The organism is Streptomyces sp. NPDC006733 (assembly GCF_040636125.1).
In the GTDB taxonomy this organism is placed as follows: Bacteria; Actinomycetota; Actinomycetes; order Streptomycetales; family Streptomycetaceae; genus Actinacidiphila.
Map to the genome: position 1 here is coordinate 28,382 of NZ_JBEYJD010000062.1, position 13,732 is coordinate 42,113.

Genomic DNA, 13,732 nt, shown 5'->3' on the forward strand with positions numbered 1-13,732 from the left:
TCCTGATGCGTCGCATGACTCCGTAATATGCCGATGAAAGAAGTCGGCGCCCCCATTGGCAAAGGAGCACCGATCGCGCCACCACCACACCAAGGAGTTGGCCCCTCGATGACACCGAATGCCCCCGCAGTTCCCAATGCACGCATCATCTCCGCCTGGATCGCGACGGTGATCGCCGCGGTCATGGCCGCGGTCATGGTCGCTCTGGCGTCCAGCCCGGCCCAGGCCACCGCCACACCCGTGCCGTTGGCAACGGCGGAGAGTTTCGCGGTACTGGCCGGCGAGTCGGTCACCAATACCGGTCCTTCGGTGATCACCGGAGATCTCGGCGTGAGTCCGGGTACGTCGATCACCGGGTTCCCGCCCGGCCAGGTGAACGGCACCCAGCATTCCGCGGACGGGGTCGCACTCCAAGTAAAGAGCGACTTGGTCGCGGCCTACAACAATGCCGCCGGGCAGGCCACGGACAGCGCCCTTCCCCCGGACGCCGGCGGCCTCACCCTGGTTCCGGGCGTCTACACCGCGTCCTCCACACTCAACCTCACCGGCACTCTCACCCTCGATGCCCAGGGCGACCCGAATGCGGTCTGGGTCTTCCAGGTCGGCTCGGGTCTGACGACCGCTTCGGCGAGCCGGGTCGTCCTCATCAACGGTGCCGCGCCGTGCAATGTGTTCTGGCAGGTCGGAAGTTCGGCCACCCTCGGTACCAACTCCACCTTCGTCGGCACCATCCTGGCGCTGACGTCGATCAGCGCGACCACGGGTGCGAGCATCGACGGCCGGGCCTTGGCCCGCAACGGCACGGTGTCGCTGGACACCAACAGGATCACCCGGGCGACGTGCTCGGCGGGCAGTACCGCCGGCGGCGTGATCACCGGTGGAACGATCGTCGGCACGACGACCGGTGGCACGACGACCGGTGGCACCACAACCGCCGGAAGCTCGACAGGCGGCTTGATCGCTGGGGTCACCTCGGGAGGCACCAACGGCGGCGGTCTGCTCGGCGGGGTCCTGACCGGTGGCCTCATCGGAGGCACTCCCGGCGGTCTCATCGCCGGAACCACGGGCAACGCGACGGTGGGCAGCACCGGCAGTCCCACGGCGGGTACCACCGGCGGCGGCTACCCGGGTGGTGACAACGGCGGCCAGACCGGCGGCGGTTACCCGGGCGATGACCACAGCGGCCACCATGGCGGCGACCACGGCGGACACGGCGGCGGTGGCTACGGTGACCAGCCTCCGGCCCACCAGGGCCAGGGCGCACCGCAGGGCGGCTACGGATCCGCTCACTGAGACCGATCCGGTGACCGGGCGCAGCACCACGCTTGTGCCCGCATCCGAGTCGTGACCGGACTCTGCCTGCCGGCAGGCCGCGCGGACGACGGGCCCGTTCCCCACCCCGGAAGGGATGGGAAACGGGCCCGTCGCCGGTGATGTGGTGTGCTCAGCAGGGCAGGGTGGTGTTCCCCGCAGCGCCGGTGGCACCGATGGTACCGTCGGCACCGAACGTGGCCGCGGTGCCGTCGCCCCCGGGCTTGCCCGGGCAGACCGGGCTGGCCGCGCCGCCGGCGCCGCCCTTGCCGCCCGTGTGGCCGCCTCCCGCTGTGGAGGCTCCGCCCTTGCCGCCCTTGCCGCCGGCGATGCCGGTCCCGGCGTCGCCGACCCCGCCTACGCCGCCCTTGCCACCCGTGCCGCCGAGCGTGGCCGCGCCTCCCGCGCCGCCGGCCCCGCCGTTGCCGTTGGCGCCGCCGGCGCCGCCCGTACCGCCGGCCCCGCCCACGCTCGAACTGCCGTCGGCGTTGCCGCCGTTACCGCCGTTGCCGCCGTTGCCGTTGGCGCCGGCCGCGCCACCGGTACCGCCCAGGCCGCCGAGGCCGCTGTTGGTTCCCACGCCGTTGGTTCCGTTGCCACCGGGGAGTCCGAGAACGCCCAGGCTGATGTGGGTCCGAGCGCTGCTGCCGGCGGACTGCGCCGATGCCGAGGCCAGGACAGGGGTAGCGACGAGGCCGGCGACAGCGAGCGCGGCGACGAGGAGGGTTTGGTGAATGGCGGTAGTGCGCGTACAGCGCATGAGGTGCCTTTCGTTGTGCAGCCGAAGAAGATCTCCGCCTGACAAGCCACACCTTAGGCAGTGATTTGCTCACGACTGTACGTTTTGATCACGAAATGGCCTTAAGTAGTTTGAAATACCTAATAATGGCCTGAAAGTCCTTGCGATAAGCGCTACTTGGTGGCAGCGGAATGGCGCCAGCACAGGGCACCTCCCATGTTGACGACTCGACGCCTCGGCAACCCGGCGCGATCCGCTCGCTCGGCCCGTAGCGAGCCGAGCTTCCCGCCGGGGCGTTCGTGCGTGTGGCACCCATCGATCTAACTTTCTGACCAGCGGACATCACACAGCGTCACATATTTGCCGCGACGCAACGCATGGGCTCAAATTGCCGTCCAACAAGCCGAGTTGCCCACCGCAAAGGGTTGACGTCGAAACGTGGTCTAGTCCAATGTTGGGGCCAGGGTTCGTGCGCGTGTCAACCCCTCGGAGGGTGCGGTTCGCGGCTCTTCGATCGTCACGGGCACCGCAAAGAACGAGCACCAACACGAACATGAGCACGCGTACGAGCATGAGCACGATCTGACCACCACATCGGCAGTCGGCCCTGGATTTGCTGTGCCCTCGATCCGTCTCGCCGCCGAAGACCCACGTTCCACGATCCCACTCTGGAAGGACCGCATGACCGCGTCCGACCGATACCCGCGCCCGTCGCTGCCGTCCGGTCGGTCCGGGGACTCGCGAAGATGTCCGCCTTCGCACTGAACGAGAACCTGAACCAACTGCGGAGAGAGACATGGCACGCCAACACATATCAAGATCGGACGTAAGCCCGGGCCACGGTCACCGGCCGGCCGGCCCGCCGGTCAGCGCGGCTCTGCGCGCCGCCCTCGCGGCCGAGTCCGAGGACCGGATCATCTACGACCTCGCCGGGATCGGCGCGCGGTACCGGTCGCTGGTCGAGGAACTGCCCGGCATCGACGTCCGGTTCGCCATGAAGGCGTGCCCCGTCGACGAGGTGCTGGCGCACCTGGCGGCGCACGGCGCCGGATTCGACGCGGCGAGCCCCAACGAGATCGCGCAGGCGGTCAGGACCGGCGTGCCGGCCCACCGGATCCACTACGGCAACACCGTCAAGTCCGACCGGAACATCGCCGAGGCGTACCGCCTGGGCATCCGGGACTTCGCCACGGACAGCCTGGAGGACGTCGCCGCGATCGCCGCCCACGCTCCCGGCTCCCGGGTGTTCTGCCGGCTGGCCACCAGCGGGGACGGCGCGCTCTGGGGGCTCAGCCGGAAGTTCGGCTGCTCGGCCGACGACGCGCCGCTCGTCCTGGAGGCCGCGCGGGCGGCGGGCCTGACACCGTCCGGCCTGTCGGTGCACGTCGGTTCGCAGCAGATGACGACCGACGCCTGGGCCGAGGCCTTCGAGCGCATCGGCGACGTGATGGCGGACCTGCGGCACAGCGGGATCGTGCTGGACCACGTCAACCTCGGCGGCGGCCTGCCCGCCCTCGGCTACCTGGACCGGCGCGGCAACCCGCTCGACCCGCCGCTGGACAAGATGTTCCTGGTGATCCGCGAGGGCATGCAGCGGCTGCGCGAGCTCTCCGGATCCGCGCTGGACTTCGTCATGGAGCCGGGCCGCTACCTGGTCGCCGACCAGGGCGCGATCAAGGCGCACGTGCTGCGGCTGTCGTCACGCCGGCAGCTCGGCGGCGAGCGCGAGTACTGGCTCTATCTGAGCTGCGGGAAGTTCAACGGCCTGTACGAGATGGACGAGCTGCAGTACCGGCTGGTCTTTCCGTCCCACCCGGACGGGGAGGACGTTCCGGCCGTCGTCGCCGGCCCCAGCTGCGACAGCGACGACGCCTACGCGCAGGGACACAGCCGCGTGCGGGTCCCGCGGGCGGTCGCCTCCGGCGATCCGGTGTGGATCCTGTCCAGCGGTGCCTACGCGACCAGTTACATGACGCAGGGGTTCAACGGCTTCGATCCGCTTCCCTGCGGTTGGACAGCCGGCGAGCCGCAGGCTCTCGCGCCGGCGGGCGACGGGGCGAGTCGTCCGGCCTGACCCCCGCGTGCCCGCTCCGCCGGCCGCCCGTGCGGCCGGGGAGCCGCAGTACGCATGCCCCCACCCTCATCCCCTCCCCACCCATCCGGTTTTCTGGAGTGCACACATGCCGGCCCACGATCAGTACCTCCACCGAGCCGCCTCGCGCCGCCCGTACTTCAGCGCGGACGGCGAGACGTACCTCGCGCCGACCCCGCTCAGGGACCTCGAGAAGGAGCAGCCCCTGCGCGTGCTCTCCGAGGAGGACTTCGCCTTCTGGCGGACCTACGGCTACGTCGTGGTCAAGGAGGCGATCCCCGCCGAGTCCGCGCAGCGCCTGCTGGACTTCGCCTTCGCCTTCCAGGACCTCGACCCCGACGACCCGGAGACCTGGTACGAGCCGCGGCCCTACCGTGACGAGCTCGACCGCCACCTGCACGTCTACGGCTTCGTCGAGGCGTACCACCACCAGCTGCTCTGGGACAGCCGGCAGAGCCGGCGCGTCTACGACGCCTTCGCCGACGTCTGGGACTGCGAGGAGCTGTGGGTCAGCCTCGACCGCCTCAACCTCAACCCGCCCAACATCAAGAACCGCGACCGCGCCATCATCGAGCCCACGGAGACGGGCTTCGACATCGAACTCCACTGGGACATCGACAGCACCCTCAGCGTGATCCCGCAGCGGGTCCAGGGCATCATCGCGCTCACCGACACCCAGGCCGACCACGGCGGCTTCCAGTGCAACCCCGAGCTGTTCCGCCGCTTCGACGAGTGGAAGCTCGGCCAGCCGGCCGACCGCGACCCGATCCGGCCCGCCGTCGACCGGGACGAGTACCCGGTGGTCCGGCCGGAGCTGGCCGCGGGCGACCTGCTGATCTGGAACGGCGCCCTGGCCCACGGCGTCGCCCGCAACACCTCCGAGCGCGGCGTCCGGGCGGTCCAGTACCTCTCGATGATGCCCGCACTGGAGAAGAGCGAGCAGATACGCCGCTCCCGGATCAGCTCCTGGGAGAACCTCTCCACCCCGGACTGGAACGGGACCCTGGTCGGCGACGCCGTCACGCACGAGTCGCTCCGCTACAAGACCGCCGAACTCGACGAGCTCGGGGAGAAGCTGCTGGGCCTCACCTCCTGGCACGGAGCGGAGTCCGGACAGTGAGCCGCGGCCCCGGCAGCCCGCGCAGGATCTGCCTCACCCTCCCCACCAACCGCGCCTGCACCGCGACCATCGCCGACATCGGCGCGGAGGCCGCCTACGCCGCCGGGCGGTTCGACGTCGAGGTCCACCTGCTGATCCTCGACTCCTCCGACGACGCGACGTTCGCCGACCACGCCAAGGCCGTCGACGTGCTCCCCGCCGTGCCGAACGTGATCGTGCACCACTTCGACGAGGAGCGGCAGCGCGCCTTCCTGCGGGAGGTGATCGGGCGCTCCGGCCACGCGGAGCCCGAGCTGCTGCTCGACCTGATGCTCCCGGACGCCGTCTCCTACGGCGCCTGCACCAACCGGGCCTTCCTGCTCGCGGCCGCCCTGGGCTGCGCGTCGATCCACCGCCGGGACTCGGACAGCGGCTACCAGACCCTGGACGGCGAGCCCGTCTTCCCGATCCACCACGAGCTGCTGTCCCTCGGCAGGTCCGGCGCCGAGGCGGCCGACGGCGTCACCGAGAACGCCCTGGACCCGGTGCACGGACGCAAGCCGGTCTCCATGGTCGGCGGCTCCTTCGTGGGGGAACTGTCGGTCGACGTCGGTGAGATCAAGGAGATCGACCCCGCGGTCTACCGTGACGTGGTCAGCCTGTGGGCCCCGCCCGAGTGGCCGCAGGAGGAGGTCCAGGGCCTGGTCGAGGAGTCGTTCATCGGCGCGGGCACCGAGCCGTTCAGCGTCGACCGGTCGGTCCTGGACGTCCCGGACATCTGGCGGCTGGACATGTGCAACATCGGCTTCGACCGCGAGCTGTACGAGCGCGTCCCGCTGCCGCCCGCCACCGACACCATCGGCAGCGACTACTTCCTCCTGCACGTCGTCCGCCACGCCCCGCTCCCCGCGGTCGTGCACAACCGCCACATCGTCAACTTCTACACACCGGAGCGGCGGACCGGCAGCGGGTTCACCGCGTACCAGCTGCGGTTCGTGAAGTTCCTGCTGTCGATGCTCTACCTCCACCCCGTCTACTTCGACCTGGAGGAGGCCGGCCCGGCGCTGCTCGACCCGCAGCACCGGGTGCGCGCCGCCACGATCGCCGGATTCGCCCGGCGGACCGCCGGTGCGGACCGCGCGGAGAACGTCCGGCGGCTGGACGCCATCGACCGCTGCTACCGGCACCTGGGCGGCAAGTACGCCGAGTTCGCCGACCACCTGCTGCCGCTGCGGCAGGAACTGCTCGACCGGGCCCAGGCCGACATCGAGCACTTCGCGCTGCTGATCGACGCGTGGCGTCCGCTGGTGACGGCGAGCCGGGCCGTCGGCCGGACCTCCGGAAGGGCATGACCATGACCGACACCGTGGCTGAAGACACCCTGACTGGGGACACCGTCCGCCTCCGCCGGCTGGAGGAAGCCGACTGGGACGACGTCGTGGCGCTGGAGGCCCGCGCCTACGCCGAGAGCGGCCTGTCCGAAGGACGGGAGGTGCTGCGCTCCCGGGGCCGCGTCTCGCCGGCCACCTGCTTCGTGCTGGAGCACGCCGGGCAGTTCGGGGGCTACCTGCTGGCCCTTCCCTACCCGTCGGGCCGGTGCCCGGACCTCACGCTGACGGAGACGTCCGGCTACGCGTCCGCGAATCTGCACGCGCACGATTTCGTGATCACCGAGGCGCTCCGCGCCCGGGGCCTGACACCGCTGTTCGTGCGGCAGATCGAGCAGGAGGCACGGGCGCAGGGGTACGACCGGATCTCCATGGTGGCCGTCCAGCGCAGCCACGTGCTGTGGCGCCGCCTCGGCTGGGTCGCCCAGGCGGAGGTCGGCCTTCCCGAGAGCTACGGCACGGAGGCCGTCTACATGTCCAAGGCGCTGTAACGCGGCCCCGCGGAGCGGGCCCAGGTCAGGAACCGGACACCGGGACCGGGACCGGGACAGAAGTACCCAGCGGATCCGCCGCGCGGATCTCCATCGTCGGACGAAGTAGGCTGATCCACTCATGTTTCGCATGCACGACCCCTTCCGCAGAGCGCAGTTGGCCATCGCCGCGCTGTTCCTCTTCCTCGGGTTCCAGTACGCCACCTGGGTCTCGCGGCTGCCCGCGCTGAAGACGCACCTCGACCTGAGCGAGGCGCAGGTCGGCCTGCTGCTGATGGCGGGCGGCGCGGGGGCGGTCATCTCCTTCCCGCTGGTCCCGCTGGCGATGAAGCGCCTGGGCTCCCGGCTGCTGGCGCTGGTGTCCGCCCTCGCCCTGGGCCTGATCCTGCTGGTCCTGGCCCTGACGCCGAACTACCCGGTCACCTTGCTCGTCATCTGCCTGGACGGCGTGGCGGTGGGCTTCCTCAACGTCGCGATGAACGCCCAGGGGGCCGCGCTCGAGGTCGCGTACGGGCGGACGGTGATGGCCCGGTTCCACGCCACGTTCAGCGCGGGCTCGCTCGCGGCGGCGCTGCTGGCCGTCGGCGTGAACCTGTTCACGTCCTCGCTGGCGGTGCACTTCGTGGCGGCCACGGTGCTGTTGCTGCTCGCGGTGGGCCTGACGCAGTCCGGGCTGCTGACCGAGGACCAGCAGCCGGAGGCCGTCCCCGAGACGGACGCGGTGGCGGACGCGGTGGCGGAGCCGGCTGAGCAGGCGGAGAAGCCGAAGCGCCGGATGGTCCTGCCGTCCCGGGTGACCATCTGGATGGGCCTCGCCATGGTCTTCGGCACCGTGACCGAGGGCGCGATGAACGACTGGTCGTCCCTCTACCTCAAGGACATCGCCGAGGCCGGGCCGAAGGTGACACCGCTGGGGATCGCCGTGGTCTCCGGAATGATGGTGCTCGCCCGCATCTTCGCCGACGGCTGGCGCGCCCGCTGGGGCGACGGACGGATCGTCGTGGCCGGCAGCGCCCTCGCGGGAACCGGCCTGGCGGTCGCCCTGCTGGCCGGCGGCGTGCTCCCCGCCCTGCTGGGCTTCGCCTGCGTGGGCCTGGGCGTCGCGGCCGTCACGCCGTGCGTCTACGTCGCCGCCGCCCGCCAGGGCCCGGACGCACTGGCCCTGGTCGCCGCGATGGGCACGATCGGCCTGCTGGCCGGCCCGCCCGTGATCGGCTTCATCGCGAGCGGTACCAACCTGACCTGGGGCATGGCAGCCGTCGCCGCCTCGGCGGCCCTGGTCGCCGTATGCGCCACCCAGATCCGCTGGCCCGCCCTGACACAGCATGACCAACCCCAGCAGGAGGCGGCGGACCCTGCCACCGCCCTGTGAGCGGAACGAGGGGGCGCAGGGTCTTGTCCCGTCGGCGTTCCGGCTGACCGCTCCGGTGGTGGGGGTCAGGGCCGGTCGCGGCGGGCGGCGAGGGAGGCTTTGATGAGGGTGATGTCGGCCGGGCGGGTGGGGTCCAGGCCGGTGAGCGTGGTGGCTTTCTGGAGGCGGTAGTCGACGGTGTTGGGGTGGATGTGCAGATGCGCCGCCACCGGGCGGCGGCTGCCCAGGCGCAGGTAGGCGTCGATGGTCCGGAGGATCTCCGGGCTGTCCGCGAGGGGGTCGAGGAGGGCGGCGAGGCCGTCGCGGGCGCGGCTGGGGCGGGAGAGCTGGTATTCGAGCAGCAGGTCGTCCAGGCGGTAGGCTCCGGGGGGCCGGTCGAAGGCCTGCGCGATGGTGAGGACTTCGCGGGCCAGTGAGGCCGCTTCCGCGACGCCCGCCGGTGCGGCGCAGACCGCGCCCGCGGTCACGGCGGCGCCCACGGACCTGCTGAGGGCCGCCACCAGGGTGGTGAGCCCCTGCCAGTCGGCGTCGGTCAGGTGGTCCGGGGCGACGGGCCAGGGGATGAGGGCGATGCCGCCGTCGGCCGTCAGGGCGGCGAGGATCTGCGTGCGGGTGTGGCGCTCCAGTTCGGTCAGCAGGCGCCGGGCCTTGCGGCGGCCGGCGATGGCGGGGTCGACTCCGGCGGTGGTCTCGTCCGGGTGGGTGCCCGTCGCGAGCGCCAGGACGAGGTAGGCGGGCGGGAGTTGCAGGCCCAGGCGGGTCGCGGTCTCCTCGGCGTCCGTGCCGTTCAGCAGGGCGGAGAGCAGGGTGTGGCGGGCCGCGTCCTCCTCGCCGTGGATCGTCTGGCGGGCCTCGAGGTAGCCGGCCGCGACCGCGGGGACGACCCGCTGCAGGTAGCGCAGGATCAAGGTGGGCAGTTCGGGCAGGCGGGCGATGACCTCGGGGCCGACCTCGGCGGCGAGCAGTTCCCAGACCTTCTGCGCGCCCAGGTGGTAGGCGGTCAGGACGACCTCGACGGGGACCCCCTCCTCCGCCCGGCGGGCCGCCGAGACCCGCAGGTGCGCGAGTTCGTCCTCGTCCGGCAGGGAGCGGGTGCGCAGCACCGCGATGAACGCGCGCAGGTTCTGCCCGACGACGTAGCTGATGTCGCCGCCGAGTTCCTCGCGGGGCAGTGTCTGGTAGGCGGGGATCTGTGCCGTCAGCTCATGGACCACGGCCTTGATGAGGCGGGGAAGGTTCGCCGTCAGCCACCCGGGTACGTCCAGTTCGGCGCTGCGCGGGGTGCTGGGGCCTTTGTCATCCGTCACAACTTCTCCGCGCTGAGGCTGGTTCCGGTCCTGTATTCCCGGCGATTCGTCGTGCGCGAGCATGATGCCACGGTTTACCTGCCAGTAACACGGAGGACGGTGTGCGGCCGCCGCACGGTCGCGCCGCCGGCCTCCGTTCCCAGCATTGGAGCTCGCATGACATGGCTCTCCCGCCTCCTCGCCTCCGCCCTCGGCTGCGCCGGACTGATAGCCGCCGGTGCCTGGGGCCCCGCCCAGGCGCAGTCGGCGCAGCCGCTGGAGTACGTGGCCCTCGGTGACTCCTTCGCCGCCGCTCCCCTGGTGCCGCAGCCCGACCCGGCCAACCTCGCCTGCCTGCGCTCGCTGTCGAACTACCCGCACGTCGCGGCGCGGGCGCTGGGCGCCCGGCTCACCGACGTGAGCTGTTCCGGCGCCAAGGTCACCGACTTCGGCGGCCGGCAGTTCGGCCTCGTGCCGCCCCAGTACCAGGCGCTGTCGGAGACCACCGACGTCGTCAGCCTCACCATCGGCGGGAACGACACCGATCTGGTCACCCGGGCGATCAGCTGCGTGAACCTGCTCCCCGAACCCGTCGGCACCAGCTGCGCCGACCGCCTGACCGCCGGCGGGCGCGACCAGATCGCGGCGGACATCGACCGCTGGGCTCCGTCCCTGGGCCGGGCCCTCGACGAGATCCACCGCCGCGCCCCGCACGCCAAGGTCTTCGTCGTCGGCTACGGCAGCTACATCCAGGACGGCGGCTGCTTCCCCCGCCAGCCGATCTGGGCCCGTGACGCGACGTACATCCAGGGCTCCGTCAACAGGCTCGGCGACGCGCTGCGCGCCCAGGCCGCCGCCCACGACGCGGTGTTCGTCGACACCGCCCCCCTCAGCGCCGGACACGACAGCTGCGCCCCCGCCGGAACCCGCTACCTCGAAGGCCTCGTCCCCAGCAGCCCGGCGCTGCCCCTGCACCCGAACGCCGCCGGCTCGGCGGCCTTCGGCACCGCCCTCGCCGAGACCGTGCGAGCGGCGCTCTGACGGCTGCCTGACAGCGGCCCGTCCCGCTGGGGATCAGGTGCGGGCGCCCGCCTCCGGGCGCAGCAGACTCGTCAGCACGACGGCCGGGTCCGGGTCGGGGGGCCCGGCCGGCCACCACGTCCGGCCGTCGTTGGTGTACGGATACCAGCGGCCGTCGCGGCCGTAGCGGACCTGGGCGAAGCGGCCTTCGACGGTCCAGCGGTTGCGCCAGGTGCGCAGCCGCGGCAGCGCGATGGCCTCGGGCCACTCCTCGCGCACGGCGGCGAGCGCCCGGGCCAGCACCCCCGGGGGCGGGGTCCAGGCCTCGTCGAGGACCGACAGGGACGCCGCGCCCCCGTGCCGCCAGGCGCGGGCGGCGGCGGCGACCTCGTCGCGGGTGCGGGCGCAGGCCGACGCGATGCGGTCGAGGACCTCCGCGGTGGGGTGGGCGGCGGCGAGGCGGATGGCGTCCTGCCATGCGGTGAGCGGCGCGGGTGGGGCGGTGTCGGCATGGCCGGCGCCGAGGGCCGCGGCGAGCAGGTGGTGGGCGCGCGTCGCCGCGTCGGCGGCGAGCAGTTCGAGCCCGGCGGGGTCCACGCCGGGCGCGGGGACGGCCGTGTCCACCAGCGCGGGGCCGCGGCCGGGCCGTTCGGGCACGGGCGGTGGCGGCGGCAGGGGCGGCAGCGCGGTGCGGGCGGCGAAGGCGGCCGCGGCGGGATCGGCGGTCCTGGCCGGGGGTGCGTCCACGACCGCACCGGCGCTCGCCGCGGCTTCGACGGCGGCGCGGGCGGAGTTGCGGCGGCCGAGTTCGTCCATCAGCTCCTGCTCGCCGCGGCCGCGCAGGAGCAGCAGGACGAAGGGGTCGCGGTCCAGGAGGCGGGCGAGCTGGTAGCACAGGGCGGCGGCGTGCTTGCAGGGATAGCCCCAGTCGGGGCAGCTGCACTGGGGGTCCAGGTCCCGGGGGCCGGGCAGCAGCGGGACGCCGGCCGCCGCCGCGTCGTCCGCGAGGGCCGCGGGCATCTCGCCGTCGAGCAGCGCCGCGATGTTCGCGGCCCGCTCGGCGATCATGTCGAGGAGCCGGTCCCACTGCCGGGCCGTCAGCTGCGTGACCCGCACCCGGCAGCGGTAGGGCGACGGGCGGCTGCCCTGCACGGGGGCGGTGGCGGCGCCCGCGGCGACGGTGACGGCGCCGACCGCACCACCGCGCGCGTAGGTCCTGCCGCGCTGCAGACGGCCGCTGTCCAGCGAGGACTCCTCCAGGGCGCGCAGCCACTCGTGGCCCCACCAGGACTCGGCGAAGGGCGCCCGGCTGCGCCGGGTGGGCGGGAGGGCGTCGAAGGTGCGGGCGGGGGTCGTGCCCGGCCCGGGCGGGGTGCGCCGGCTCATCGTCCGGCCCCGCGCAGGGTGACCAGCTCGGCCAGTTCGCTGTCGCTCAGCTCGCTGAACGCCGCCTCGCCGGAGCCGAGCACCGAGTCCGCCAGTTCCCGCTTGTGGCGGAGCATCTCGGCGATCCGGTCCTCCACGGTCCCTTCGGCGATGAGCTTGTGGACCTGGACGGGCTGGGTCTGCCCGATGCGGTAGGCGCGGTCGGTGGCCTGGTCCTCCACGGCCGGGTTCCACCAGCGGTCGTAGTGCACGACGTGGCCGGCCCGCGTCAGGTTCAGCCCGGTGCCCGCCGCTTTCAGGGACAGCAGCAGCACCTTCCGCTCGCCGGCCTGGAACGCGTCGACCATCTCCTGGCGGCGGGCGACGGTGGTGCCCCCGTGCAGGAACAGGCTCGGCACACCGCGGTCGGCCAGGTGGCGTTCGATCAGCCGGCCCATGGCGACGTACTGGGTGAACACCAGGACCGATCCGTCCTCGGCCAGGACGGTGTCCAGCAGTTCGTCCAGCAGTTCCAGCTTTCCCGAACGGCCCGGCAGCCGCGCGCCCGCCGGTTCCTTCAGGAACTGCGCCGGGTGGTTGCAGACCTGCTTGAGGCCGGTGAGCAGCTTCATCACCAGCCCGCGCCGCGCGATGCCCTCCTTCTCCTGGATCTCGGCCATGAGTTCGCGCACCAGCGTCTCGTAGAGGGAGACCTGCTCCTTGGTGAGGGGGACCGGCTGCTCGGTCTCGGTCTTGGGCGGCAGTTCCGGCGCGATGCCGGGGTCGGACTTGCGCCGGCGCAGCAGGAAGGGGCGGACGAGCGCGGTCAGCCGGGCGGCGGCCTGCTCGTCACGGTCGCCCTCGACGGCCTTGGCGTAGCGCTCGCGGAAGGCGGTGAGGGTGCCGAGCAGGCCGGGGGTGGTCCAGTCGAGCAGCGACCACAGCTCGGACAGGTTGTTCTCGATCGGGGTCCCGGTCAGCGCGACCCGCCCGCGCGAGGGGATCGTGCGCAGCGCCTGCGCGGTGTGCGCGTGCGGGTTCTTCACGTGCTGCGCCTCGTCGGCGACCAGCAGCCCCCACGGCTGCCGCGCCAGGCGGCCCGCGTCACGGCGCATCGTCCCGTAGGTCGTCAGCACGAAGCCGCCGCCGGCGCCCGCGTCCAGGCCCTCCACATCGCGGCCGGGGCCGTGGAAGCGGCGGACCGCGCTGTCGGGTGCGAAGCGCCGGATCTCGCGCTCCCAGTTGCCCAGCAGCGACGCGGGGCAGACCACCAGCGTCGGTCCCGCGCTCGCGTCCGCTTCCTGGCGGCGCAGGTGGAGGGCGATCAGGGTGACGGTCTTGCCCAGGCCCATGTCGTCGGCGAGGCAGGCGCCCAGGCCGAGGGAGGTCATCCGGTGCAGCCAGGTCAGGCCGCGCAGTTGGTAGTCGCGCAGGGTCGCGGCCAGGGCCTTCGGGGGCTCCGCGACCCCGGGGGCGCCCCCGGGGGGGGCGGCCGGCGCCGCGAGGGGCGCGCGGACGCCCGCCCGCACCCCGCCGGCGGGGGGGGCGGGCGGGGGGGCGGGGGAGAGG

The 13,732-nt window shown here is 72.6% G+C and carries 11 protein-coding genes; 7 read left to right on the top strand and 4 right to left on the bottom strand.

Features of this window, described 5'->3' with window-relative positions:
- Positions 1-108 precede the first annotated feature (108 nt).
- Positions 109-1,293 (top strand): ice-binding family protein, encoded by a 1,185-nt coding sequence (locus tag ABZ721_RS36290; RefSeq protein ID WP_358793057.1) that lies wholly within the window; start codon positions 109-111, stop codon positions 1,291-1,293.
- A 151-nt stretch (positions 1,294-1,444) separates the two neighbouring features.
- Here the strand turns inward: ABZ721_RS36290 and ABZ721_RS36295 are convergent, their stop codons facing one another.
- On the bottom strand, positions 1,445-1,891 hold the full coding sequence (locus ABZ721_RS36295; protein WP_358793058.1) for a hypothetical protein: 447 nt from the start codon (positions 1,889-1,891) through the stop codon (positions 1,445-1,447).
- A 955-nt stretch (positions 1,892-2,846) separates the two neighbouring features.
- Here ABZ721_RS36295 and ABZ721_RS36300 point away from each other — a divergent pair.
- From ABZ721_RS36300 to ABZ721_RS36320, 5 genes are all read left to right on the top strand, one after another.
- The gene (locus ABZ721_RS36300) at positions 2,847-4,124 is read left to right on the top strand and encodes a type III PLP-dependent enzyme (RefSeq protein ID WP_358793059.1); all 1,278 of its coding nucleotides are present in this window, start codon (positions 2,847-2,849) and stop codon (positions 4,122-4,124) included.
- A gap of 106 nt (positions 4,125-4,230) precedes the next feature.
- Complete coding sequence (locus ABZ721_RS36305) at positions 4,231-5,262, top strand: phytanoyl-CoA dioxygenase family protein (protein ID WP_358793060.1); 1,032 nt, start codon at positions 4,231-4,233, stop codon at positions 5,260-5,262.
- A complete protein-coding gene (locus ABZ721_RS36310; RefSeq protein WP_358793061.1) occupies positions 5,259-6,593 on the top strand; it encodes a DUF6271 family protein in 1,335 nt (444 codons plus the stop codon). The genes ABZ721_RS36305 and ABZ721_RS36310 overlap by 4 nt, the downstream gene beginning before the upstream one ends.
- Positions 6,594-6,607: 14 nt before the next feature.
- Positions 6,608-7,120, top strand: coding sequence for a GNAT family N-acetyltransferase (locus ABZ721_RS36315; protein WP_358793062.1), 513 nt, complete (start codon positions 6,608-6,610; stop codon positions 7,118-7,120).
- 121 nt (positions 7,121-7,241) lie between these two features.
- The gene (locus tag ABZ721_RS36320; protein WP_358793063.1) at positions 7,242-8,492 is read left to right on the top strand and encodes an MFS transporter; all 1,251 of its coding nucleotides are present in this window, start codon (positions 7,242-7,244) and stop codon (positions 8,490-8,492) included.
- 65 nt (positions 8,493-8,557) lie between these two features.
- Here ABZ721_RS36320 and ABZ721_RS36325 read toward each other — a convergent pair whose 3' ends face one another.
- Complete coding sequence (locus ABZ721_RS36325; protein WP_358793064.1) at positions 8,558-9,799, bottom strand: helix-turn-helix domain-containing protein; 1,242 nt, start codon at positions 9,797-9,799, stop codon at positions 8,558-8,560.
- Between the two features lie 156 nt (positions 9,800-9,955).
- On the opposite strand from ABZ721_RS36325, the gene ABZ721_RS36330 reads away from it, so the two are divergent.
- On the top strand, positions 9,956-10,819 hold the full coding sequence (locus tag ABZ721_RS36330; protein ID WP_358793065.1) for an SGNH/GDSL hydrolase family protein: 864 nt from the start codon (positions 9,956-9,958) through the stop codon (positions 10,817-10,819).
- A gap of 33 nt (positions 10,820-10,852) precedes the next feature.
- Here ABZ721_RS36330 and ABZ721_RS36335 read toward each other — a convergent pair whose 3' ends face one another.
- Both ABZ721_RS36335 and ABZ721_RS36340 read right to left on the bottom strand, forming a co-directional pair.
- Positions 10,853-12,184 carry an SWIM zinc finger family protein gene (locus ABZ721_RS36335; protein ID WP_358793066.1) on the bottom strand — a complete coding sequence of 444 codons (1,332 nt, stop codon included), beginning with the start codon at positions 12,182-12,184 and terminating at the stop codon, positions 10,853-10,855.
- Positions 12,181-13,732 (bottom strand): DEAD/DEAH box helicase (locus ABZ721_RS36340; RefSeq protein ID WP_358793067.1); only part of this gene is annotated, 1,552 nt, incomplete at its 5' end. The genes ABZ721_RS36335 and ABZ721_RS36340, both read right to left, overlap by 4 nt.

Coding starts and splice junctions, on each gene's coding strand:
- ABZ721_RS36305 (WP_358793060.1), top strand. CDS start 4,231: ATGCCGGCCCACGATCAGTACCTCCACCGAGCCGCCTCGCGCCGCCCG.
- ABZ721_RS36290 (WP_358793057.1), top strand. CDS start 109: ATGACACCGAATGCCCCCGCAGTTCCCAATGCACGCATCATCTCCGCC.
- ABZ721_RS36320 (WP_358793063.1), top strand. CDS start 7,242: ATGTTTCGCATGCACGACCCCTTCCGCAGAGCGCAGTTGGCCATCGCC.
- ABZ721_RS36335 (WP_358793066.1), bottom strand. CDS start 12,184: ATGAGCCGGCGCACCCCGCCCGGGCCGGGCACGACCCCCGCCCGCACC.
- ABZ721_RS36300 (WP_358793059.1), top strand. CDS start 2,847: ATGGCACGCCAACACATATCAAGATCGGACGTAAGCCCGGGCCACGGT.
- ABZ721_RS36330 (WP_358793065.1), top strand. CDS start 9,956: ATGACATGGCTCTCCCGCCTCCTCGCCTCCGCCCTCGGCTGCGCCGGA.